Source organism: Acerihabitans sp. (assembly GCF_036398755.1).
GTDB lineage: Bacteria > Pseudomonadota > Gammaproteobacteria > Enterobacterales > Enterobacteriaceae > Acerihabitans.
Window position 1 is genome coordinate 1 of the sequence record NZ_DASWOM010000106.1, and the last position, 24295, is coordinate 24295.

Annotated in this window: 17 protein-coding genes; 10 read left to right on the top strand and 7 right to left on the bottom strand. The window is 55.6% G+C overall.

Annotated elements, in window-relative coordinates; all coding sequences use genetic code 11:
* A partial coding sequence (locus VGC33_RS17265; RefSeq protein WP_331122004.1) for a hypothetical protein occupies nt 1-412 on the bottom strand: 412 nt, incomplete at its 3' end.
* A gap of 282 nt (nt 413-694) precedes the next feature.
* On the bottom strand, nt 695-1744 hold the full coding sequence (locus VGC33_RS17270) for an aldo/keto reductase (protein WP_331122005.1): 1050 nt from the start codon (nt 1742-1744) through the stop codon (nt 695-697).
* A 379-nt stretch (nt 1745-2123) separates the two neighbouring features.
* On the opposite strand from VGC33_RS17270, the gene agp reads away from it, so the two are divergent.
* From agp to VGC33_RS17290, 4 genes are all read left to right on the top strand, one after another.
* Nucleotides 2124-3440, top strand: a complete 1317-nt coding sequence (agp, locus tag VGC33_RS17275; RefSeq protein WP_331122006.1) for a bifunctional glucose-1-phosphatase/inositol phosphatase — start codon at nt 2124-2126, stop codon at nt 3438-3440.
* Nucleotides 3441-3518: 78 nt separating this feature from the next.
* Nucleotides 3519-4016: a thiol-disulfide oxidoreductase DCC family protein gene (locus tag VGC33_RS17280; RefSeq protein ID WP_331122007.1), complete on the top strand. Its 498-nt coding sequence runs from the start codon at nt 3519-3521 to the stop codon at nt 4014-4016.
* 151 nt (nt 4017-4167) lie between these two features.
* Nucleotides 4168-4623 (top strand): MarR family winged helix-turn-helix transcriptional regulator, encoded by a 456-nt coding sequence (locus tag VGC33_RS17285; RefSeq protein ID WP_331122008.1) that lies wholly within the window; start codon nt 4168-4170, stop codon nt 4621-4623.
* Nucleotides 4624-4649: 26 nt separating this feature from the next.
* Nucleotides 4650-5912, top strand: coding sequence for an MFS transporter (locus VGC33_RS17290; protein WP_331122009.1), 1263 nt, complete (start codon nt 4650-4652; stop codon nt 5910-5912).
* A gap of 14 nt (nt 5913-5926) precedes the next feature.
* On the opposite strand, the gene VGC33_RS17295 is transcribed toward VGC33_RS17290, so the two are convergent.
* The 3 genes from VGC33_RS17295 to VGC33_RS17305 all read right to left on the bottom strand — a co-directional run bounded on the left by VGC33_RS17295 (nt 5927) and on the right by VGC33_RS17305 (nt 9901).
* On the bottom strand, nt 5927-6895 hold the full coding sequence (locus tag VGC33_RS17295; protein ID WP_331122010.1) for an MBL fold metallo-hydrolase: 969 nt from the start codon (nt 6893-6895) through the stop codon (nt 5927-5929).
* 214 nt (nt 6896-7109) lie between these two features.
* Nucleotides 7110-7880, bottom strand: coding sequence for an ABC transporter ATP-binding protein (locus VGC33_RS17300; protein ID WP_331122011.1), 771 nt, complete (start codon nt 7878-7880; stop codon nt 7110-7112).
* A 368-nt stretch (nt 7881-8248) separates the two neighbouring features.
* Nucleotides 8249-9901 (bottom strand): glucan biosynthesis protein D, encoded by a 1653-nt coding sequence (locus VGC33_RS17305; protein ID WP_331122012.1) that lies wholly within the window; start codon nt 9899-9901, stop codon nt 8249-8251.
* Between the two features lie 315 nt (nt 9902-10216).
* Here VGC33_RS17305 and tcuC point away from each other — a divergent pair, with 315 nt between their 5' ends.
* Together tcuC and VGC33_RS17315 are read left to right on the top strand one after the other, a co-directional pair.
* Nucleotides 10217-11551: an MFS transporter gene (gene tcuC, locus VGC33_RS17310; RefSeq protein WP_331122013.1), complete on the top strand. Its 1335-nt coding sequence runs from the start codon at nt 10217-10219 to the stop codon at nt 11549-11551.
* A gap of 48 nt (nt 11552-11599) precedes the next feature.
* The gene (locus tag VGC33_RS17315; protein ID WP_331122014.1) at nt 11600-12226 is read left to right on the top strand and encodes a GNAT family N-acetyltransferase; all 627 of its coding nucleotides are present in this window, start codon (nt 11600-11602) and stop codon (nt 12224-12226) included.
* 111 nt (nt 12227-12337) lie between these two features.
* On the opposite strand, the gene VGC33_RS17320 is transcribed toward VGC33_RS17315, so the two are convergent.
* Nucleotides 12338-14788, bottom strand: coding sequence for a DUF3772 domain-containing protein (locus VGC33_RS17320; protein ID WP_331122015.1), 2451 nt, complete (start codon nt 14786-14788; stop codon nt 12338-12340).
* A 147-nt stretch (nt 14789-14935) separates the two neighbouring features.
* Between VGC33_RS17320 and VGC33_RS17325 the strand changes: the two genes are divergently transcribed.
* From VGC33_RS17325 to VGC33_RS17340, 4 genes are all read left to right on the top strand, one after another.
* Nucleotides 14936-15097 carry a hypothetical protein gene (locus VGC33_RS17325; protein ID WP_331122016.1) on the top strand — a complete coding sequence of 54 codons (162 nt, stop codon included), beginning with the start codon at nt 14936-14938 and terminating at the stop codon, nt 15095-15097.
* A 55-nt stretch (nt 15098-15152) separates the two neighbouring features.
* Complete coding sequence (locus VGC33_RS17330) at nt 15153-16253, top strand: glycerol dehydrogenase (RefSeq protein ID WP_331122017.1); 1101 nt, start codon at nt 15153-15155, stop codon at nt 16251-16253.
* A 53-nt stretch (nt 16254-16306) separates the two neighbouring features.
* Nucleotides 16307-17596: a DUF445 domain-containing protein gene (locus tag VGC33_RS17335; RefSeq protein WP_331122018.1), complete on the top strand. Its 1290-nt coding sequence runs from the start codon at nt 16307-16309 to the stop codon at nt 17594-17596.
* A 401-nt stretch (nt 17597-17997) separates the two neighbouring features.
* On the top strand, nt 17998-23319 hold the full coding sequence (locus tag VGC33_RS17340; RefSeq protein ID WP_331122019.1) for a hypothetical protein: 5322 nt from the start codon (nt 17998-18000) through the stop codon (nt 23317-23319).
* Nucleotides 23320-23385: 66 nt separating this feature from the next.
* Here the strand turns inward: VGC33_RS17340 and VGC33_RS17345 are convergent, their stop codons facing one another.
* Entirely contained in the window at nt 23386-24282 is an 897-nt protein-coding gene (locus VGC33_RS17345) for an SDR family oxidoreductase (protein WP_331122020.1), read from the bottom strand.
* Nucleotides 24283-24295 lie beyond the last annotated feature (13 nt).

Sequence of the window (24295 nt, forward strand, 5' to 3'; positions counted from 1 at the left end):
CGCCGGATTTTATCCACGCCGGTTTGACCATGGCGGGCAATATGCCACCCTCACCCGCTTTCGCATCGGTTCGGGCGAGAATAAGGCTGTCGTGCCAATAATGGCGGCGATCGCCGGCGTTCCCCGTCTGGCGTTCAGCGGCGAGCGGGGCCGCCGGCGATACCGGCCAATGTGTGTGTTTTTTATGCGCCACCGGCGGCAAAACGCGGTTCGACGCATGAGGCGTGATATTCGTTATAAATAGCAAACTTTGCAGCAGCAGATCCGCGCGCGCGCGTTTAAGCGGGTCGCCGGGGTGCTCGGATATATAGCTAATGATTTGACGCTGATATTTTTGATCCGCAACGGTAATGGCGGTTTTATTGTGATAAATACCAATGCAACTTCTGCTGGCAAGGGGACATTGCGGCATAATCAACTCCGGCAGTGGACATTAAAGAACCCTGGGAAATTGATTATAACAGGGGAGAACCTAAATATTGCCTAGCGGGACACTGTAAATGAAGTGATTTCATTATCATAGCCCATAAATAAAAACATAATATTTGTTTAATGAAAGTAGTGTGAAGATAAGTAATTAATAAAGTACATTCCTAAAATGCTCCACGCCGTCATTCGCCTTTTACTGGCATCGGCGCGGCGCATTGATATATGCCGCGCCGATGCCCGCAAATATTGCACCAGGCGGGAGGCGCTAGGCTTTATTCGCCTCGTTTAGGCGCTTGCGGCGATTTTCGCCCTGCCGCTCCAGCATCCAGCCGGGATATTCCGCCGGCAGGGCGCTGACCTTATCCAGACGGGCCAGTTCATCCGGCGACAGGGTGATGGCGGTGGCGGCGATATTGTCTTCCAACTGCTCGATTTTTTTCGCCCCGATGATAACGCTGGTCACCACCTGTTGGTGCAGCAGCCAGGCCAGGGCAATCTGCGCCACCGACACTCCATTGGCATCGCCGATTTCCCGCATGACGTCAATACAGTCATACGCGCGTTCCTTATCAACCGGCGGAAAATCAAAGGTGGTGCGGCGGCTGCCCTCCACTTCGGCGGTGTGGCGGTCGTATTTGCCGCTCAGCAGGCCGCCGGCCAGCGGACTCCAGGTCAGCATGCCGACCTTTTCGCTTTGCAACAGCGGCACCAGTTCCCGTTCGAGATCCCGGCCGGCGATACTGTAGTAGGCCTGTAGCGATTCAAACCGCGCCAGCCCCAGACGCGCGGAAATCCCCAGCGCCTTCATGATCTGCCATGCGCTCCAGTTCGAGACGCCGATATAGCGCACGTGACCGTGCTGGACCAGGTTATCCAGGGCATACAGCGTTTCCTCGATGGGCGTGGCGGGATCGAAGCCATGCACCTGGTACAGGTCGATATGATCGAGCTGCAGGCGCTTCAGGCTGGCCTTGACCCCTTCCATTATATGAAAGCGCGACAGGCCCGAGGAGTTCACGCCCTGGGTGCCGCTGGCGCCGAACACCTTGGTGGCCACCACCACGTCTTCCCGCGCCACCTTCAGGTTTTTCAGGGCTTGGCCGGTAATGGTTTCCGATCGGCCTTCCGAATAGACGTTGGCGGTATCGATAAAATTGATGCCGGCGTCCAATGAGCGGCCGATAAGCCGCTCGGCGTCCGCCTGCTGCAGGTTGCCGATCTGGCCCCACATGCCGCCCTCGCCGCCAAAGGTCATGGTGCCCAGGCAGAGTTCGGAAACAAATAAACCGGTATTGCCAAATGTGCTGTAACGCATAATTCCTCCGAAAAAGAGATGTTTTCCCGACCGCGGCCCGCCGCAAACATGGATATCTTTGTTCGAACGCCGGTGTTTGACAAATGCGGCGCGCATCGGCGGGAAGGGAGTACAGAGGGGATGGATAACAGAGCGTGGGGCCGGTGGCAGCGCACCACACCTTGCCGATCCTGAGTATGACCCTATTAATCTATACCGGATAACGCGGCCAGGCATGCGGGTTTAAGTAACTTTTTGTGTTTTCAGGCCGAGGGCTGTGCCGGCAATGTGATATCGATCCCTATATTTTCCTTATTATTGATTATGCTGAAAATACTTTATATTCAATAGAGTATGTTTACCTGCATATAATTGGCATTAATATTTTAGGAAAAGATCAATGAAAAGAACAACCTCTGGTGTTGCCCTGATCATGCTGGCGCTGCCGTTCGTGCTATCTCATGCCCCCGCGCGGGCGGCCGAAAAAAATGCCCGGATCCCCGCCGGTTACACCCTGGAACAGGTGGTGGTGCTAAGCCGTCACGGCATCCGCGCGCCGCTGGTGAACTATGGCGACGCCCTGGCGGAAGCGACGCCGCAAAAATGGCCGGTATGGCAAACCGGCGGCGGACTGCTCACGCCCAAGGGCGGCGAAGTGGAACGCCATGTCGGCCGGTATTTCCGGCAATGGCTGGCGCATACCGGCCTGATCCCCAATGAGGGCTGCCCGGCGGATCGGCAGGTGTTTATCTATGCCAATAGCCTGCCGCGCACTATCGACACCGCGAAAGCGTTTATCGACGGCGCCTTTCCCACCTGCGGCATTGACGTCGCCCACCAGGCCGCCGTCGGCACCATGGACCCGACGTTTAATCCGATCATCACCGCCGACGTGACCGACAGCTTTAAGCAAAATGCGCTGGCGTCGGTTAACCGGCACGCGGGCGATGGCGGCATCGACGGGCTGAACCAGCGCCTGAGGCCCAATTACCGTCTGCTGGAAACCGTACTGGACTACCGGCAAAGCACGGTCTGCCAGCGGGATCACACCTGCGATCTTGCCGCGCAACCCTCATCGGTGACGCTTACCACCGGTAAGGAACCGGCCATAAACGGCCCGTTGCGCACCGCAACCGGCGCCACCGACGCGTTTATGCTGCAATATTATGAAGGCTTCCCGCTGAAGGATGTGGCCTGGGGCAAGGTGACCACCGATAAACAATGGCGGCAGTTGGAGTCCATTAAAAACCTGTATCACGAAACCCTGTTCGGCTCGCCGGCCATCGCCGCCAACGCGGCCAGGCCCCTGCTGGGCTTTATCGCCGGCGCTCTGGGCGCCCAGCCGGCGGCGGACGCGAATCAACAGGCCGCGCAGCGGGCGAAGCTGACCCTGCTGGCCGGTCATGATTCCAATATTGCCTCGCTTCTGGCGGCGCTGCGCACCGGCGATTATCAACTGCCGGGTCAGTTTGAACGCACCCCCATCAGCGGCGCCGTGGTATTCCAGCGCTGGCACGACGCACGGCAAGATCGCGATCTGATGAAAATAGAGTATGTGTATCCCACCGCCAGGCAAATTCGCAATTCGAGCGCGCTGTCGCTTTCCGCACCGCCGCAACGTGCCACTCTTAGCATTGAGGGATGTCCGGTGGATGCCGGCGGGTTCTGCCCTATGACACAGTTCAAACAGGCGGTGCTCAAGGATTTACAAGGCTGACGCCACCGGACGCGGCGGGAGGCCGTCACTCCGCGCCGCCAGGTGGGCGGCGCGGGGCTTCGATTCTAGGGGGTAAACATGGAAAACGCCAGACGCGCGTCAAGGGCGCCGCTGCTGTATGTTATCCGCAACGAACGCCTCACGCCGCCGCCGTATTTGCTGGCCGGCGAGCGGGTGATCCTGTTTGATGGCGAATGCGTATTATGCCGGCGGCTGGTGCGCTTTCTGATCCGCGCCGATCGGCGGAAAAAAATCCATCTGGCCACGGTACAATCGCCGGCCGGCCAGGATCTCCTGCGCTGGGCCGGTCTGCCCACCGACAACTTCAGTACCATCGCCTATATCGCCAACGGCGAGGTGTCGACCCGCTCGACGGCTTTTTTTGCCGCCCTGGCCGAACTGGGCTGGCCGTGGCGCGCCCTGTTGATACTGCGTTTTTTCCCACGGGTTATCAAAGACGGTATTTATAACGCCGTGGCGCGTCATCGCTATCGCTGGTTCGGCAAACTGCCCACCGGCACCCCGCCGCCCGACGACGGCCAGGGGCGCCGCTATCTGGATCGCGGCAGAGGATGAGGATGCCGCGCTTTCGCCGTCGCCCTGGCTGAAGCCGCGCGCCGTGAACTCATCAAGGTTTACCTGTATTAACACTTTGGCACTTTATTTATGAAGGTAACCTTTGCAGTTTACCTTCATGCCTGCTATTTATTGCTTCATGAATAATTCAATGCTATCCAATGACGCCGATGCCGCGCGCGCCCTGGCCCTGGTCAGGGATTTCCGTGCCCTGGTAGGCCAGCTAAAGCGCCGGCTACGCGAGCAAGCGCGGCCGGATGGGCTGACCCCGTCGCAAAATGCGGTAATCATGCGCCTGGAACGCGACGGTCCCATGACGGTCACCGTTCTGGCGCGGGGCGAAGGCGTGCGTCCACAATCCATGGGCGCCACGGTGGCGGCGCTACAGGCGGCCGGGCTGGTCGGCGCCAAGGCGGACCCGGCCGACGGACGGCAAACCCTGCTGTCGCTGACCGACGCATGCCGGCATCTGATTGCCGACAATCGGGCGGCGCGGGAGGACTGGTTGTTTCAGGCCGTGCAGGCTAAATTCTCGCCGCGGGAACAACAAGAACTGGCTAATGCGGTTGCATTGCTGCAACGCTTAGTCGACGATCCGCGCCAATGAACCGCTCAGGCCTCCCGGCCACGGGAATGTTCCGCTCGTTGCGCAATGTTAACTACCGGATATGGGCCGGCGGCGCGCTGGTGTCCAATATCGGCACCTGGATGCAGCGCACGGCCCAGGACTGGCTGGTGCTGACGACGCTTACCCATAACAACGCCACCGCCGTGGGGGTGGTGATGGCGCTGCAGTTTGGACCGCAGATCCTGCTGCTGCCGCTGACGGGATTTGCCGCCGACTATTTCGACCGGCGCAAACTCCTGATTGCCACCCAGGCGTGCATGGGCCTGCTGGCCCTGGGATTGGGCCTGCTGACCGTCGCCGGACTGGTGCAGTTATGGCAAGTATATGTCTTCGCGTTTTTGCTGGGCTGCGCCGCGGCGTTTGACGCGCCGGCGCGCCAGACATTTGTTGCCGAACTGGTGGCGGAGGCCGACCTGTCCAATGCGGTGGCGCTGAACTCCACCTCTTTTAACGCGGCGCGGATGATCGGTCCCGCCATCGCCGGGGTACTGATAGCCGTGGTGGGGTCCGGCTGGCTGTTCCTGATCAATGCCGCCTCATTTGTCGCCGTGCTGGGCTCGCTACATTACCTGCGCCCCACCGAACCCCCTATACGCGCGCGGGCGTTGCGCACGTCGGGAAGCTTCGTCGAGGGATTTCGGTATGTCTGGCGCCGGCCGGCGCTCAAGACCATCTTGCTGATGATTTTTTTGATCGGCACCTTTGGGCTTAATTTCCCGATATTCATCGCCACCATGTCGGTCGGCGTGTTCCATACCGGCGCCGGCCAGTACGGATTGTTAACCTCCATCATGGCGTTCGGCTCGGTTATCGGCGCGCTGCTGGCCGCCCGGCGCGCCAATACCGGCATGTCCCCGCTGTTCACCCATACCGCCATTTTCGGTATCGGCCTGGCGCTTGCCGCCGTTATGCCCAATTACCTGCTGTTCAGCCTGATGCTGGTGTTTATCGGCGTGACGGCGCAAACCTTAACCACCTCGGCAATCAGCCTGATGCAACTGTCCACCGAACCCGCCATGCGCGGGCGCGTCATGGCGATCTTTCTCGCCATCGCCCTGGGCGGCACGCCCATCGGCGCCCCGGTGGTCGGCTGGGCGACGGACCGTTTCGGCCCGCGCTGGGCAATGGGCCTGGGCGCCGCCTCGGGACTGGCCGCCGCGCTGGTGGGGGTGTATTACCTGATCAAATTCCGTCATCTGCGCGTGCGCGTTGAACGGCGGCGCCTGCGCTTTATACTCGACGACGACCCGCTGACCGGGCTGCGTTAACCCGGCGCACGCATCTAGCGTACCTCGCCGTAGCCCACCGGCGTCCAGCGGTATCCCTGTTGCCCGTTTTCGCTGACATAACCGATGCCGGGAAAGGTAATATGGGCGCCGGCTATCAGCGTTTTCTGATGCGCCATCAGCTCTAGCAGGCCGGCGCGGGTTTTCACCGCCTGGGCGCCGTCGGCGTCAAACCCCACCGCCAGCTGCGGTTGGGCGAACTGCAGGGCGGAGTAATGGACGATATCGCCCCAGAATAAAATGCGCTGCCCGTTTTGCTCCAGGACAAAACCGCTGTGTCCCGGCGTATGGCCGGGCAGGGCTATGGGCTGCAGCCCCGGCAACAGATCTTTGCCGGCGGTAAAGGTTTTCAGTTTACCGGCGTTCCTCAACGGCGTCAGGATCTCGCGCGCGCGCTGGAAAGCCGCCTGCTTCGCCTGCGGCGCCTTGGCGGCCTGGCTTGGCGACAGCCAGTAGTCCACTTCCGGTTTTGCCGCCCAGACGGTGGCGTTCGGGTAGGCCGGCCGGCCGTCGTCGCCAACCAGCCCGCCGATATGATCGCCATGCATATGGGTCAGCATAATGGTGTCCACCTGCTCCGGCGCGTAGCCGGACGCTTTGAGATTGGCCATCACCTGGCCGAAACCCGGTCCCAGGAGCTTGCCTCCGCCGGTGTCGATCAGGATCAGATGTTCACCGGTATTGATCAAAAAGCTGTTAACCGATCCGTTAACCACCTTGGGAGCGTCGCCGTCCACCTCTTTGACATCTTGCTGCAGTTGTTCCGGGGTGGCGTTTTGGAACAGCGTCAGCGGAAAAGTGGAACTGCCGTCGTAGAGGGCGGTCACTTCCGCATTGCCGATCATAATGCGGTAGTAGCCAGGAGCCTGGGTTTTGACCTGCGGTATGGCGGCGGCATCGGCCAGCGGCATCATTGCCGCGGCACAGAGAAGAAGAGCGGCGCGGGTAGCGGCTTTGATCATCATGATAAGTCCTCCGGCGAAAGGTTCAGATAGCTTGCATCCTCACTACCTTACCCTCAATCGTTCACTTTTACACCAATATCATGATTATCAATATCCTATCCGCCTACCGCCGGGGTTTAACGCGGGCTGACATCCATTTGGAATACCGGTTCCGAGAGCCAGGCGCCCGGGCCGCGACCATCTGATAAGCCGATGTTAAGCCTTACCGCGCGCGTTAATGATGGCTGGAGATAAACTGCCGGAAGCGATCGGATGGATGCTGGTTGAACATTTCCTCCGGCGCGCCCTGCGCTTCGATAGCGCCCTGGTGCATAAACACCACCCGGCTGGACACGCCGCGGGCGAAACCCATTTCATGGGTGACCACCAGCATGGTGCGGCCCTCTTCCGCCAGCGCCCGCATCACCTTGAGCACTTCTCCCACCAGTTCAGGATCGAGCGCGGAAGTCGGCTCGTCAAACAGCATCACCTGCGGATCCATGGCCAGCGCGCGCGCAATGGCGACCCGCTGCTGCTGGCCGCCGGACAGCTGGGACGGATAATAATTTCGCCGATCATACATCCCCACTTTCGCCAGCAGCCGTTCGCCCTGCTCGATACAGAGTTTGCGCGTTCGTTTCAGCACATGTTGCGGACCTTCGATCACGTTTTGCAGCGCCGTCATATGCGGCCACAAATTAAAATTCTGGAATACCATGCCGAGCCGGGCGCGGATATTGTCGATCTGGCGACGATCGGCGGGCTGCTGATGCCCGTGCCGGTGACGCTTCATGACGATAGTCTCGCCGCCGATGGCCACGGTGCCCTCATCCGGCGTTTCCAGTAAATTAATGCAGCGTAGAAAGGTGCTTTTACCCGAGCCGCTGGCGCCCAGTATGGAGATCACCTCGCCCTGCCGGGCATCAAGCGAAATGCCCTTCAATACCTCCTGGTCGCCAAAGGATTTGCGAATGCCGATCATCGACAGGGTAATAGGGGAAGGCATACGGTTGCTCCTGCTGTGATAATTCTGGTGCGATACTTGTATAGACAGGATCAAGCAATTACGGGGCCAAGACTGTGCGCCTAAGGAGAGTTGAATTATTTCAGGTTAATCAGGCGGATTGGGCGATACGGCGGGGATTGGACACGCCGCCGGGCGGGGAAATACCCGGTTTTGGTGCAGCCGGGTGGATAAGCGCGCTATTTTGGTGCCGGTGAAGCTGATAGCTGAAATCAGGCAATAAAAAAAAGAACCCGGCCGGTGACCCGATTCTTTTCCGCTGTGTTGACGGTAGCGGCGGCTACCTTGAGAAACCGGACCGCAAGGCAGAGAGAACCCCTCCGCCCTTTTTGCCGCCGGCGCGCTTACCTTCAGCTCATCTGCCGGTCATCGACATACTTACGCTTGTCGGGCGGCGGCGGAAAGTATTGGTACAGCCAGGTTTCGCTCAGCACGTTGCCGCCCGTGCGCAGGAACATGCGCAGTTCCACCGGGTCAACCGAATCGCTGTCCGGCGTCCAGTCGAACAGGATACGGTAGCCGTCCATGGGTTCGACAAACAGGATTTCGATATTATCGATTTTGCCGCGCGAAGGGGTAATCACCGGTTCGATGCCCTTGGGCGCGGCCGCCTTGATGTCGCCGCCGACAAAATCGATGGCGAAGCGCCGCGCCCAGTTGGCGGGATAATGCTCGCCCGGCGCCCAGCCTTCCGGAAAGCCGCCCATGCCGGTACGGGTGGCTTTGACCCGCGCCAGCGGACTGCTGACCGGCGGCTCGCCGCTCCAGTACAGGCGGTAGCTGAAGCTTAACTCCTGCCCGGCCTGGATCGGCTCGGCGGGTTGCCAGAAGCAGACAATATTGTCCAGGGTTTCTCCGGTGGTCGGGATCTCAAGCAGGTTAACCGACCCTTTCCCCCAATCGCCTACCGGTTCCACCCACAGGCTGGGCCGTTTATTATACCAGCCGATCACATCCTGGTAATTGTCGAAACTATGATCGAGCTGCAACAGGCCGAATCCTTTGGGGTTCTCGTCGAGATACTCATTGAACTGCAGCTTTTGCGGATTGTTCAGCGGCCGGCAGACCCATTCGCCATTGCCGCGCCACATTGCCAGGCGATCGGAATCGTGGATTTGCGGATGGATGGTGTCGCAGGTGCGCCGCTCGTTGGTACCACAGCTGAACATGCTGGTTATCGGCGTCACGCCGAGCTGTTTGATTGCCGTGCGGGTATGGATATGTTTCTCGATATCCATCACCACCCGCTCGGCCTCGCAATGGATGACAAAACGGTAAGCGCCGGTGGCGCTGGGGCTGTCGAGCAGCGCATACAGCGTAAATGTGGTATCCGCGGGCTGCGGTTTGTCGAACCAGAAGGCGACAAAATCGGGAAACTCTTCACGCTGGTCGGTAAAGGTGTCGATGGCCAGGCCCCGGGCCGACAGGCCGTACTGGTAGGTATCATCCACCGCGCGGAAATAGCTGGCGCCGAGGAAGGACACCACGTCGCGGCGGGTCAGCTCCGGCGCCTTGTTGACTTTAAAACCGGCAAAACCCAGGTTGTCGCGGCCCTGGAGCTGGGCGGTGTCCACCCCGGCGTTATGGTAATTGAACAGCTCGGGGCGGAAATGAATTTCCTTGGCCAGATGCGCCTGCGGATCAACGGAATACATCCTCACCCGGCGTTTGAACCCCATGCCGACATGAAACAGATGCACATCCAGCTGGCGGCCGGGGACATCATGCCACAGCGAATGGTTGGCATCGTACTGGATATCGTTATAGGCCGGGGGCGACAGTTCGGCCAGGGTCTTCGGCAGCTCCGCCGGGGGACCGCCAAAGGCCTGGCCCGCCAGGTTGGCGGCCATGGTCTTGAGCGTGGAAAAATCGAACGCGGTGGCGCTGCCGTCGGCGACGGCGTCGGCGGCCTGCGCCGAGCGCACAAATATGGAGGCCATGGCGGGCACGCCACAATAGGCGGCCAGGGCCAATGACGCTTTGATAAATGATCTTCGTTCCATGCCGGAAAAGGTTCCTATGACTGGCAGTATAGTGCCCGGGCGCAGCCGTGCGCCGACAGGCGTCGCGGCGAGCTTTGGACACTCGGCTCCTCCCGGGTTCGACTTTTTCGACAGCGGGCGGTAAAAAAAATTCCACAGAAAAAGGTAACAGCGCTGATGAGTTTACGGTAAATGCTGCCCGGATGCGCGGGTTGGGCAAAAATATCTCTCTGCCCCCGGGTTAACATTATGATAATAGAAAATGAGAGGTTGATCACTTTTTACTCGGCCGCGAAAATGTTAAGAAATTGTTTTTAATTGCATGGGTTATTAATAATGTCAACGCCAGTTTCCCCGTCCGCGGTTAACCAGGCCGGCATCATGACCGTCTTTCGGGTCACCAGCGGCAATTTTTTGGAAATGTACGATTTTATGGTGTTCGGCTACTACGCCGCCGCCATCGCCGCCACCTTTTTCCCGAACAACAATCCGTTTGCCTCGCTGATGATGACGCTGATGACCTTTGGCGCCGGATTCCTGATGCGGCCGCTGGGCGCCCTGGTGCTGGGGGCCTATATCGATCGTCACGGCCGCCGCAAGGGACTGCTGCTGACCCTGGCGCTGATGGCGTTCGGCACCTTGACCATCGCCTGCGTGCCGGGCTATGCCTCCATCGGGGTGGCCGCGCCGGCGCTGGTGCTGCTGGGGCGCCTGCTGCAGGGGTTTTCCGCCGGCGTGGAACTGGGCGGCGTCTCGGTCTATCTGTCTGAAATCGCGCCGGCCGGCAGGAAGGGATTTTATGTCAGTTGGCAATCCGCCAGTCAGCAGGTGGCGGTCATCTTCGCCGCCTTGCTTGGGGTGGCGTTGCACCATCTGTTGGGCGACGCCCTCATGGCGGACTGGGGTTGGCGAGTGCCGTTTTTTATCGGCTGCCTGATTGTGCCTGTGCTGTTTTGGATCCGACGGATGCTGGAGGAAACCAATGAATTCAAACAGCGCGCCCATCATCCCCATACCGCCGAAATCATGCGTTCGATGGCGGAAAACTGGCGGCTGGTGGCGCTCGGCATGTTTATGGTGACCACCACCACCGTGGCGTTTTATATGATCACCGCCTTCACACCCACGTATGGTAAAAGCGTGCTGAATTTCAGCGAGCAGCAGAGCTTTGTCGTCACGATGTGCGTAGGCGTCTCCAACCTGTTCTGGCTGCCGGTGATGGGCGCGGTATCGGATAAAGTCGGCCGCCGGCCGATGCTGCTGGTCTTCAGCGCCCTGATACTGTTGACCGCCTATCCGGTATTGCACTGGCTGGTCGGCGCGCCGGCGTTCAGCCGGTTGATGATAGCCCAGCTGTGGCTCTCGTTCCTCTACGCCAGCTATAACGCCGCCATGGTGGTCACGCTCGCCGAGGTGATGCCGGCCCAGGTGCGCGCCACCGGTTTTTCCATGGCTTACAGCCTGGCGACGGCGGTTTTCGGCGGATTCACCCCGGCGATTTCCAGCTATCTGATCCATGCCAGCGGCGATAAGGCCATGCCCGGGGCCTGGCTTTCGCTTGCGGCGTTGCTGGGGCTGGTGGCCGCGTTGCTGCTGCCCAGGATGCGCCGGTATGGCGCGGTATTGCGCCGTGGCCCGGCCCTCAGCGCCGGCGCGGCGCAAGGCGATTAGTCAAAGAGTCGCCATCAGCGGGGACGAGCGCCTACCCAAGATATATTTATGACGCGCATAAGAAGAAGGCGCTACAGCACGTCGTGGTTTTGCATTATCCTGAACGTCAGTAATATCAACGGCAAGGCCGCTAAATTGTCCCTACCTCTTGTGATTACCGACGCCACCGACGCGGATATGGGCGAGATCCAGGCTATCTACGCCTGGCACGTCTTGCACGGCATCGCCTCTTTCGAGACCGAACCGCCAAGCGTTGCGAACATGATGGCGCGCCGCGCCGCCGTGCTGGACCAGGGATTACCCTGGCTGGCGGCCAGGCTCGACGGCCGGGTGGTCGGCTATTGTTATCTTGGCCTGTATCGCCCGCGCCATGCCTACCGGTTTACCGTTGAGGATTCAGTTTATATCCATGCCCGCATGGGGGGCCGGGGAATAGGTTACGCCCTGTTGGCCGAGGCCATCGATCGCGCCCAGCGGGACGGCCGGCGTCAAATGCTGGCGGTCATCGGCAACAGCGGCAATATCGGCTCCATCCGCCTGCATGAAAAGCTGGGATTTCGTCTTATCGGCACGCTGGACGCCGTCGGGTTTAAGCAGGGGCGCTGGGTCGATACGCTGCTGATGCAACGATCGCTGGGTGAAGGACAGGATACCTTGCCGGTACCGGGGGCATAAAGCGGGACGCCCATGCCCCGCCGTACCGTACCGTTCCGGCCGCGGGGCTGCCGCCTCGCCACCGCCGGCCGTCCGCCGCTGCGGCGGATGGCCGTTTGGCCGATACCCGCGCTACTGAACCGTGGTATCCAGTATGCCCGGAGCCTGCGGCGGAGAATTTTCGAAAATCATTTTTTGCGGCGTGGACAGCACGATGCCGGCGGCGCGCATGCGTTTAAGCATCTCGAACAGCAGATCGCTCTTGGTGCCCGACACGATGCGGGGACTGCTGACAAAGCCGGTTACGCTCAGGGTAATGCCGCTGGGACCAAGCTGACTGAAGGTCACCGACGGCGCGGGCGAATCCTGGATGGACTCATGATCGCGATAGGTCTCAAGCAACAGGTTACGCACCTGTTCCGGGTCGATATCCAGCGGAAACGTCAGGGCGATGGTCGCCACGCCCTGGGCGTTACCCATGGTGGCGTTGCGCACGTTTTGCGAAATGAACTGTGAATTAGGCACGATAACCGTCGACCGATCGCCCAGCTGTATTTCCGTGGCGCGCACGTTGATACGCCGGATATCCCCCTCGACACCGCTGATGGTGATCAAATCGCCCACTTTCACCGGACGTTCAATCAGCAGGATAATGCCGGAAATAAAGTTCTTCACGATTTCCTGCAGGCCGAAACCGATACCCACCGACAGCGCGCTCACTATCCACGCCAGGTTGTTCCACTGGATGCCGAGGGTGGACAGCGTCATCAGGGCGATGAGGACATAGCCAATATTACTGAACAGGATCACCAGCGAAGCGCGCATGCCGGGTTCCATCATGGTTTTCGGCAGGAAATCCTTATCCAGCCAACGCCGGGCGGAGCGCAGCACATAGATGCCCAGCGCCAGAAATATCAACGCATTCATCACATGGGCCGGGACAATGTTCAGCTTCTCCAGCCCCTTGCCGCCCCACATATCTATCGCTTTGTTCAGCAGCGCCAGCGGCGTGGTGGATCCAAAGGTACCGTTAAGCAACGCCACCGCGGCAAACAGGATCAGCACCGTTTTGCCGATGGCCGAGAGCAGCGTCGAGGCCTGGGCCAAATGACGGTCGTCCAGGCCAAGGGAGTGCTTGATACGCTGGCCGACCAGGGTGGTCGGGGAAAACAGGCTGTCGGACAAATCCACCACCAGGTGGATCAGCAGGTAAAGGCAGGACAGAATAATGCCCACCCACACCAGCTCATAGGTCAGGAAGCGGGCCAGGGCGATATAGCCTATCAGGAGGGAAACCAGGATCGCCAAGGCGGTGACGGTAATACACAAATGAATCAGCCCGGCGAGCGTTCTGCGCGTCTCCGGTTCCGCGCCTTCGGCCAGGAGCCGCCGCCGGGTACGGTTGGTGCGCAGCGGCGCGTAGCCGGCGGTCAGCGCCACCAGCAGCGCCGAGATGCCGTTACCGAAGATGGTGGTGGCCACGCTGGTGCCGACCAGATTGTTCATCTGCTCCACCGCGCCGAAAACCAGGATAAACGAAGCTAGCATCGGCGGCAGGGAACGCATCGCCACCGCCACCGGATCGGCCATGGTCAGCAGACGCCATGACGGCCGTTTAATGGATAATAACGCCCGCCCAAGACCGGCAATCAGCGCCGAAAACAGGGTCAGCTTGATCATTTCGTCGCCAAAATCCACCACCGGCTGCGCGACGTCGGGATGCCGGGTAAACACCAAAAAGACGAATTGCGCGCCCAGCCCAACGCTGAACACCGTGACCAGCGCGGTGGCGCAGGCCAGGAAACTGCGGCGCAGCCGCCCTTCCGGCAGGATATTGATGCTAAACCATGCCAAAAGCCTGTCCAGCAGGCGGGAGCCTAATGCCCAGACAGCCACCGCCATAAGCAATAGCGCGGCCGAGCCAAAGCGCCACTCGGGTTCCCAGGCCGCAAGCCAGGCTTCCTTTAGCTGCTGGCCAAAGTTGTCCAGACGCCGCTTATCCTCCGGCGCGGTATTCAACAACGGCGACCAGAAGCTCCCCGACAGGATACTGCCCGAATTCAGCGCCATCTGCGTGCGCAGCGCATTGCGGCGAATATCGACTATTTGTACCGACAGATTGGCGGCGCCGGCGCTGATGGCCTTGGCATGCTCGAGCTGGCCGTCGATTAACGCCTTGCCCTTGTTCAGGGTATTGCGCTGCTGGGCGACCACGGCGGTTTCCGGCATCGCCCCCTCGGCGGGCGGCGGGCCCAGGATATCGAGCTGCGCCTGAACCTGCGCCCGGTCCGGCTGAATGGCGGCGACCAGCGCGTCGGCATCGGCGACCAATTGCAGCGTGGCGTCATTCAGCGCGCTCAGTTGATTGTCATTAGTGGCGGCGGAGACGCGTTGCTTTATGCTGTCCAGCTGTTTTTGCAGCCTGGGCAACTCCACGCTTGCCACCAGCTTCGGCGCGGCGGGGGCGGCGGCGGCCGGCGCGGGATCGGCGGCAAAAGAAACGTTGATGGGGCAAAACCCCGCCGCCACGATAAATGCCATCAGGACGCAACGGTGCAAAAATGACTGTAACATTGTATACATAGAGTGAATGATTCCGAAAATCAACGATGCCGAGGCCGCTACGCCGGTTGGTCTGAATGATAGTGGTTTAATGCTTTAGCAACATTATATTTGCCAACTCATATTACACTGATTCCCATCCAGCGTATTGCCGCCGCCAGGAGAAATATGAGCCTGTATTTCGCGGGTCTTGGCTGGAAACATATCCGTTCCTTTTCGCAACAAAATGCTGGCTTTTTTGTACTACAATTCTTCGTCAACCCGGCGAAAACCGCCGGGCAGAAATTATGCCGGTTGTACGCACCGCATCAATGGTATTACGCGGCATAACGCTTAATGATTAATGATTAATAGTAAGTCTTCCATCACACCAGAGGTCAAAAGCATGAGTGATTTTATTTTTGCATCGCCCGGCAAATATGTTCAGGGCCGTGGAGTACTTGACGACCTGGGAACATCCCTGGCCCGGCTTGGCGCCAAAGCCTTTGTAATAGCCGACGATATCGTATGGGAAATTACCGCTAAACGCGTTAAGACTACTCTTGAACATGCGGGCGTCGGTTTGTCCTATGAACGGTTTAACGGCGAAGCCTCCGGCAACGAAATCCTGCGCCTGGCAAATATCGCCCGCGCCGCCGGCACCGATATTGTGGTGGGCCTGGGCGGCGGCAAAACGCTCGATACCGCCAAGGCGGTGGCGGACGAACTCCAGCAACGGGTGGCCATTGTGCCGACGGTCGCCTCAACCGACGCGCCTTGTAGCGCCCTTTCGGTGATATACACCGACGAAGGCGTGTTCGATACCTACAGGTTCTATAACAAAAACCCCGACCTGGTGCTGGTGGATACCGAAGTCTGCGCGCAGGCGCCGGTACGGTTGTTCGCCTCCGGCATAGCCGACGGTCTGGCGACCTATGTCGAGGCGCAGGCGGTAAAACGCACCAATGCGCTGTCAATGGTGGGCGGCAAACCGACCATCGCCGGCATGGCCATTGCCCGTGCCTGCGAGGAAACGCTGCTGGCCTATGGCTACAGCGCCTATAAAGCCGTGGAACTCCATGTGGTCACCCCCGCCGTCGAAGCGGTGGTGGAAGCCAACACCCTGCTTTCCGGCCTTGGATTTGAAAACGGCGGACTGGCCGGTGCCCATGCCATCCATAACGGTTTTACCGCCGTCAAAGGGGATATCCATCACCTGACCCACGGCGAAAAAGTGGCCTACGGCACGCTCACGCATATGGTGCTGGAACAGCGTCCGGATGAGGAAATCGCCCGTTTTATTCGTTTTTATCGCCAGATCAAAATGCCGACTACGCTTAAGGAAATCCATTTAGAAAACGAAAGCTTCGAGAATCTGGTAAAAATCGGAGAACTGGCCTGTGCCGAAGGAGATACGTTAAGGAATTTAAACGTTAACCTCACCGCGCAGGAAGTGGCTCATGCCCTGATTGCGGTGGACGCCTTCAGCAGGTCCGTCGGCGACTGATCACCGGCTTAAGCGCGCCAACGCCACCCGATTGATGCCAAAACCTATGCCTTATGACGAAACAAACGGAACTTACTAAAATCAAACGGATGGCGTTACTGTTATTAACGCTTGCCGCCGGCGTCTTTATCGCCACCTTGTTTATCACGCCCGGTTTTTGGCGCGATGGGCTCAAGGCTATCGCCGAGGCGGCCATGGTCGGCGCCCTGGCCGACTGGTTTGCCGTGGTCGCCCTGTTCAGGCGGGTGCCAATCCCGTTTATCGCCGCCCACACCGCCATTATTCCGCGCAATAAAAATAAAATCGCCGACAACCTGGCGGTCTTCGTGCGGGAAAAATTTCTTGATACGTCATCCCTTACCGGACTTATCAAGAAACACGATCCGGCGCAGACCATCGCCGGCTGGCTAACCGATCCCGCCAACGCAGACCGTCTGGGCGGCCAGATCTTACAATTGATGCGCGCCCTGCTCGATTTTACCGATGATAAGCGCATACAGGGTTTTATCCGCCAGGCCCTGGATGCGGTAATCGATAAGATAGACCTGTCCGCCTCGGTCGGCGCCATACTGGACAGCCTGACCAAGGACGGCCGGCACCAGGATTTGCTGGATGCGGCGCTGCGCCAGTTGGTCAAGCTGCTCAACAAACCCGCCACCCGCGCGCTGATTGCCGACCAGATAATCCTGTGGCTTAAGCGTGAGCATCCGCTAAAAGAAAAGGTGCTGCCCACGGAATGGCTCGGCGAACACAGCGCCACCGCCGTGGCCAATGCGGTGAATACCTGGCTTGATGAAATTAGCCGCGACCGTGGGCATGAACTGCGCCGGCGTTTCGACCGGCTGGCGCAAAAATTGATCGCGCGGCTGAAACAGGATCCCGCGACCGCCAGAAAGGCGGAAGAAATCAAGCATTACCTGAAAAACGATGAAGTGTTGAATACCTATATCAGCGGCCTCTGGGGCGATCTGCGTGGCTGGCTCAAAGCGGACCTGGCCGGTCCCGGCTCGGTGTTGCACGGCAGGGTCGCCGATGCGGGCCTGTGGCTGGGGCGTACGCTGGCGGGGGATGCCAACCTGCGCGCTTCGCTAAACCTGCACCTGGAGCAGGCGGCCCTGCGCATGGCGCCCGATTTTTCCGCATTCCTTACCCAACATATCAGCGATACGGTGAAAAGCTGGGACGCGCGGGATATGTCGCGGCAAATCGAACTGAACATCGGCAAGGATTTGCAGTTTATCCGGATCAACGGCACGCTGGTGGGCGGGTTTATCGGATTGGCGCTCTATCTGCTATCGCAATTGCCGGCGCTGACGGCCCTATTGCGTCTGTGGCTGCACTGAGCTACGGCACAGGCGTTTGGCCGTATTCGATAACAAGCGCCTTTTTGTTAACAATAATTTGAAAATTCCTTCACTGCCCTTTCCTTATCAAGATGTTTCAATAAGCCTTCCACCCAACGCCATAGGACATGATGGCATTTTCAGGCATTGCTCCGTTTCGTCACCGGTAGTGGGAAAATAAATTTATTGGAGATAATATTTTGATAAAAATCTTTAATCAGTCTAATTCCATCGCATATAATGATTCCAGCCTTAATATAATAACCCATCACAACCCCCCAGAGATTTATAGTAATTATCCAATAATTAGCAAAGTCTATAATAAAAAAATACCCCGTTCATCCGCGGCAATAAAAGTCTATGCTCCGGGACCCTACGGCGGACATAACCGGCGGGAAAGCATGGCCTGCCTGCTGGAACATCTCGCGGGCATCGCCTTTGGCTGTGCGGCGGCGCCAGCGTTCCCCCTGGGCGCCCGTACCCCTCCCGCGCCGAAAAGCGCGGCGTCGCAGGCGCCCAGGGGTTTAACCCACACGCCAGGCCGCGATGGTTTTACGCTGCCGATACCGGTGTGGCAAGCCGGCCCGCCATGGCACCGTCGGACCCGGCGGTCAATCGAAAACGCTGCACAGCACCACGCGCGCGCCAATCCACTTGTGCCGGCCATGCCAATGCCGGACAACGCCGAAGGGGAAAATAATACTATCTGTGAAACAAATTTACATATCGCCAATCACATCTCAAAGGATTTATATACCGCCATTAAACAGCAATATATTCCGCTGGCGAAAGAAAAAATATACTCCCTGGGATGGATGTTCGGGTTGAACGGATTTTTATACGATAAAATAGCGGAATTATTTAATGATGCATCCTATCTCAAAAATACCGTTCAGTTTGCAGACATTATAATGATAAAAAGTTATATTGAAAATAATATAGATAAATGCATTAAGTCTGTAACACAAAAATCAAAGGATATGGATTTCTATCGGGACTATTTTAATGAATATAAGAAGATCACCGATTTTTTCCCACGATTTAGCCAGCAAATGGATCAGGCAATGAATGGAATAAATTTTACGATGATAAGTGAGTTAATCGATGCAAAAAATGGTCTCTCCTATGCCGATGCAAAAAAAAACCTGCAGCAGCAGATTAAGGAAGCGCCGGAAGAACACGTTAAATATCACAAAGACAAGTATGCCATGCTATTGATAATGCAGGAAGCGCAGCAGAAGTATGAAAAACTGTTGTTTAGCGATTCCATTTCGTTGATTGACAGAATCAGCTATTTTAATACCCGTGAACTCTATCTTGAAGCGCTTACGGAACAACCTTCCAATCTCGGCCGTATTCTTATCAGGCGTTTTTTTTATTATATATTCGAGTACAGTAGGAATAATGGCCTGAGCATGCAAGGGAACTACCTGATCATACCCGGCGAATTGACGGAATACAGAGGCCTGTTTGACATGCCGGAACCGCCATTAAATGAAGAAGAGCTTGCGGAACTGCTGGCGAATCAAATTGTGGAGTTTATTCAGGGCAGTGATCACTCTCACCCTCACATCGGCCGGCTGGTGCGTGATATCGAGTTTTATCGTACACATCCGGCTACCCCAGGAGAACGATGGCAAGACGATAGCTTACGGCCTTATAAAGAAACATTACATTACCTCGAAAAAAGCGCCGCCACCAACCTGGAACGCATTGAAAATCCTTTATATGCGCAAAACCTACAATGGGTAAATGATTTATTTGATCAGATTAAATATGATAAAGAATGTATTTTATTGTTGAGTTTCCTTGAAGAACTGCAAACTTTCTTGATAGATGTAGTGGAAGAACATCAGCACGAACAGGTGCTGTTAGGCAGCAAAACGGATGAACAACGGCTGGCGGAGGCCAAAATCCAGGCCATGAATATGGCATTCCCCAGCGACACCGCAAAACTATCCCAGCAGGAAATTCTTAATCAATATTTTATTCGTGTTACCTCGGGCGATGTTGGATTGTTGTTAAGGGCGGCGATCTATTGGTACATAGACTATCATCATGTCCGCCCTGAACAATTAAGCAGATTAAATTCACTATTTATTTTCAAGGATTTCCAAGAGGCTAAAAGGTTAATTTCCCATGATTTCGAGGCTCGTTACGCTGACAATTATAATAAAATATTTAATTTAAAACCGTCGGATGAATTTAATTCCTCCCGGGAATTTTTCTTACAGTTCAATCAATATAAAGATTATTCTTTACAACAGGAGGCCAAAACCTTTACCTATAAAACCCTCGCTCACGCTGAAATAGATTACCTTGATATAATTTATCCTCCTAAGGAAGTATTTACTTTTAAAATCTATTCAAGAAATTACGTCAGCAATTCTTTATCACCTAATAGAGATATTTTTGAGCCAAATAATAATTTCGGCACGTTTTCACTGATCAGGACCTATAGCCACAAGTGGATTATGACTTCATCACTTTTTAGCGCGCCGTTTATCAAAGAACTCCCCTTTGACGAGAACAGTGACCTGTTAAACCATATGATGAATGAGCATAAACAAAGCAATTTTAATATCAACTGGAATAACCGCCGTAAAATCCCCATATCAACCGATGAAGTATTGCGTCTGTTTGATATGCCTTATAACAGAACTGCATTCCGGGTATCACCATTAAGCCTTTTCCTGATTGAACCCGAGGAGGATATTATCAGCTTTAGAAAACCGGATTATGTGCTGGTGGCGGGAAAAGGAAAAGATGAATATAACACGCTGATGGAAGTTATGGACTATTGGAATGCCCAATTATTAGAAGAAATAATCACACAATTAAAAAAATCTTTACGCATAAAAAAGTGGTGGCAAGAACTGTTGGCGTTAATACCCTTCTATGAAATACTCTGGAAAGAGTGGCATGATCCCGACAATAAAATAGATGGTCTGGAAGTTATATTCGACACCTTTGATCTGGCATTTATGCTAGCCCAGTTAACAAAAAGCGCCGCCAAAGGATCGGGCGTGCTATACAAGCGGTTATTGGAAATTGCACATATTGATACCATGCCCATCAAGCAGTTGAACCGGGCGGTGTCAAAGAAATTGGTGGAGGAATTACCCTCTATAGCCAGAAAAAGCTCAGGTTCGATAGTAAACAGTCTTTTGGATTATTTAAACCCCTTACCCATTCATACTATATTTTCAAAAAAGGTTAAAAAACACCTTTCGACAAATATGGCTTCGGTTATAACATGGATCAGCAATTTCATACTTAATAATATGGAAAAAAGAATGACCAAATTTATCCTTTGGTCTGCTGATATTGATGAAAAATTTCTCATGAAAAAAAATAACGACGGCATATTTATCCTGGAACAAGGGCAAGACACCACGCAAAATTTTATTCAAATAGACGATCATTTTTTTCAGGTTATATGGGATGCGGCCATAAAATCATGGCGAGTCGTTAAACCCACCGAGGTCATTAATTCTAATTGTGCCATACCTATGTATAGAAATGATCAAGGCAAATGGGCCGCCGCCTATTTTTTGGAAAACGAGCGATTTCCCTTGACCACCCGTTCAGGCGCATTGGGCCGCCGGACCAGGCATCTAAGGGAAGAGGCCGACAGGTTCAATGTGGAACCCTTACGCGGTATAAATTTTGCTCAAGGCCATAATGGCAATAATGGCAATAATGGCAATAACAAGGGATTGTGCATTTTCATGCTGGAACTCATGTTAAATGATTACACACCGCATATGAAAGAATTATTTGACCAAAACAGTGACATCAGTAAAATGTTAACCGACTTTTCTGAAAGCCTGGTAAATAAAGAAAAATTTAATGAAGTTTTCAAACAGGGGACTGATGAATATGTCAATACTATACTGCGTGGTTTTATCACCGGATTAATTACCGATGCGGAAGTAAAGGTCGCTTACCGCATGCTGCGTTTGTGGCAAAACGAACACGACCGCTCGCCGGTTGATCATATTGTCATAGCGTTAAGAATCAGTAATTATTATTATATTGTCGATATGGTGCATCTCCGCCCTTATGGCGCCGGCCTTATTGATGACCGGCAAGTTTTTACTGAACCCGAGTGGGCCTTCCTGATAAAAAAAACCATCAGCAGCGACTACCCTTTGATTAAATATAAAGATTTCACCAAAATAAAGTCTGCTATTGCATTTCCCTATAATGAGGCCGGCGAACCCGGTAAATTCGTAAGGGGGGCGCTGTTGTTAAGACAACCGATATGGTATACCACCGCTGTGATTAAGTATCATTATCGCTACGATAGGGATCAATTACCCATCGCTTATCACCATGCCCCCTCGATTTTATCAGCGGCGCGTAGCACTATTTCTTCTTTCAAACATCATTCGCACATACCTGTAAATTATAATATGAATGTGACCTTTCCTTTTTTAATTCTTAAAGAAGCGAAAATACTTAATAATTCTGAAACCGACGAAATGCGGCAAAAAGTTACGTTAGCCTTGGGGCAAAATTACCCTAATCAAGGATATATGTCTGACAGCATCGAAATTATGGAAATAAATGATATGTTAAAAATCAAGCCAGGAAAATTGCTGGCCATATTTTATGATGAGGTTTTTTTAAGTCATTTATTGTTAAGCGTAGGTGATGGACGCTTTGCCGGCGTCGGCAATAATCTATTTGATCCGCTATTTGATACCGGGCCTTCCATCATTTTAGCCGAAGAAATGGGTTTTTTTGCCGACGGCAAACTCACGGTGAGAAACACATCGGAGCAATATACCCTGTTGGCGGGCAATCCCTTCAACGCACCGGCCAATGAAACCGTCATGGTGGACAGACTGGCATATCAAACCCGCGCCCAAGACGCGTTGCCGGGCGAAGCCGAAATTGGCGAAACCTTCGCGGCGGCCAGGGAAAAAATACTGACCCAGAGTACCTGGACGCTAGTGGCGTCAGGCGACGATCCAACGCTGCTGACGCTTAAAATGGAAGCGGTGCCGGATAATATCTATCCGCTCGATACCGGGGAAATGGCGCATATCATTCGCGGACTATTATATATTCGTACTGAACTTCCGGCGCTGACCCGGGTGCAATGCATCGACATAATGACTGTTTTTGACGGTGTAACGTCCTTTTCCCATCGGGGACAGACCCTGGCCAATGAGCTGAGGGTCGATATCCAGTTACGGCCGTATTTAAAAACCGATCGCATCAAACAACGCCAGCCCCACTGGAGTACCCGTTTTTCACCGGCGACGATTGAATCTCAGGAACCCCACGCCGCGACGATGCATACGCTTAAGGCTAAAGAACCTGGCAAAATCAAGAAAACGCTACGACGTTTTGCCGATATGATCGAAATGCTCATCACAATCAGAAAATCGCTGAATAGTGCCCGTATCAAAAGGAATGTCAATTTCCTGCCCGCCATCTTAAGCGATATCGCCCGGCTGATCATTCGTGATATGAATTTTTATGAATTTACCGGCCTTTATCGAAATCAGTTGGACAGTGAGGATGAAAAAAAAATTTACCAAATACTCAGAGAGTATCAGGACTATATTTCGGAAGGAGATGAATTTTATTTGCAGTGTTATTTTGATATTCTGCTTTCTGTGAATTCACTCAGGCCCCTGGCGGAAATGATTTATCCCATGCCGGCGCAGGCTACCAATCATACGCTACCTTTGTGGCCCTACGCGTGATTACTATCACCGTCGCCAACCGCTGCGACGGTGATTCAATGGTTGTCATTTTATCGCCCTGCGGTTCTAGTCAGCCCGTGGCTTAAGTAAATCGTCCAGGCCGATACGGCGGAACAATTCCGCGCGCACCCGATCCGCCACGCCGTTTACCACTTCACAGCCGTCCTGTGACGGATCGATATGGACGCGAAACGGCCGGGTGCCGAAGGGCATATCCACTACCCGTACCATGGCCCGGGCCACTTCGGCCACATCGGCATCCTCAGGTTCCAGGGAAGCCAATCCCCGCAGGCTCTGCTCGGCAAGCCCGGCATAAGGTCCGCTATCATATTCCGCGGCGCGCGGCGCGTCGGCCGGCACGCCCGAGTGGGCGAAGTGGTTGGTGCCGCGGGTATAGGCGCCCGGCACGATAATACTGCTTTCAATGCCCCAGCGGCTCAATTCCGCGGCATAGGACACGGCCAGGGAATCCATCGCCGCCTTGGCGGCGAAATAAGGCGACAGGTAAGGCGGGGTCCCTCCCCTGGCGCTGCTGGACGACACCCACATGACCAATCCCCTGCCCTGTTTGCGCAATTGCGGCAGGGCGGCGCGGTTTACCCGCTGGGTACTCAGTACATTGACGTCGTAAAGCTCGGCGAATTGCTCGGGCGTAAACGCCTCCGCCGGGCCGAACGACATATGCCCGGCGTTGTGGACAACCACATCCAGACGGCCGCATTCCTTGATAATGCCGGCGATACCGGCCTGCACCGACGCATCCGACGCCACGTCCAGCTCCACCGCGCGCAGATCGACGCCCTGCCGCGCCGCGTGCAGTTGGAGATCAGCGACCTGCGGCGCGTTGCGTCCGGTGGTTTCACGCATGCCGGCGTAGACGATATGTCCGGCCGCGGCCAAAGCCCGCGCGGTCAGTGCGCCAAAACCGCTGGAGGCGCCGGTAATCACAATCACGTATTTCATGTTAAGGCCTCAT

Bases quoted from the DNA above. Each gene is read 5' to 3' on its own strand.
- VGC33_RS17270 (WP_331122005.1), bottom strand. From the start codon at position 1,744: ATGCGTTACAGCACATTTGGCAATACCGGTTTATTTGTTTCCGAACTC.
- VGC33_RS17300 (WP_331122011.1), bottom strand. From the start codon at position 7,880: ATGCCTTCCCCTATTACCCTGTCGATGATCGGCATTCGCAAATCCTTT.
- VGC33_RS17320 (WP_331122015.1), bottom strand. From the start codon at position 14,788: ATGTATACAATGTTACAGTCATTTTTGCACCGTTGCGTCCTGATGGCA.
- VGC33_RS17290 (WP_331122009.1), top strand. From the start codon at position 4,650: ATGTTCCGCTCGTTGCGCAATGTTAACTACCGGATATGGGCCGGCGGC.
- VGC33_RS17295 (WP_331122010.1), bottom strand. From the start codon at position 6,895: ATGATGATCAAAGCCGCTACCCGCGCCGCTCTTCTTCTCTGTGCCGCG.
- VGC33_RS17285 (WP_331122008.1), top strand. From the start codon at position 4,168: ATGCTATCCAATGACGCCGATGCCGCGCGCGCCCTGGCCCTGGTCAGG.
- tcuC (WP_331122013.1), top strand. From the start codon at position 10,217: ATGTCAACGCCAGTTTCCCCGTCCGCGGTTAACCAGGCCGGCATCATG.
- VGC33_RS17280 (WP_331122007.1), top strand. From the start codon at position 3,519: ATGGAAAACGCCAGACGCGCGTCAAGGGCGCCGCTGCTGTATGTTATC.
- VGC33_RS17315 (WP_331122014.1), top strand. From the start codon at position 11,600: ATGACGCGCATAAGAAGAAGGCGCTACAGCACGTCGTGGTTTTGCATT.
- agp (WP_331122006.1), top strand. From the start codon at position 2,124: ATGAAAAGAACAACCTCTGGTGTTGCCCTGATCATGCTGGCGCTGCCG.
- VGC33_RS17335 (WP_331122018.1), top strand. From the start codon at position 16,307: ATGACGAAACAAACGGAACTTACTAAAATCAAACGGATGGCGTTACTG.
- VGC33_RS17305 (WP_331122012.1), bottom strand. From the start codon at position 9,901: ATGGAACGAAGATCATTTATCAAAGCGTCATTGGCCCTGGCCGCCTAT.
- VGC33_RS17325 (WP_331122016.1), top strand. From the start codon at position 14,936: ATGAGCCTGTATTTCGCGGGTCTTGGCTGGAAACATATCCGTTCCTTT.
- VGC33_RS17330 (WP_331122017.1), top strand. From the start codon at position 15,153: ATGAGTGATTTTATTTTTGCATCGCCCGGCAAATATGTTCAGGGCCGT.
- VGC33_RS17345 (WP_331122020.1), bottom strand. From the start codon at position 24,282: ATGAAATACGTGATTGTGATTACCGGCGCCTCCAGCGGTTTTGGCGCA.
- VGC33_RS17340 (WP_331122019.1), top strand. From the start codon at position 17,998: ATGGCCTGCCTGCTGGAACATCTCGCGGGCATCGCCTTTGGCTGTGCG.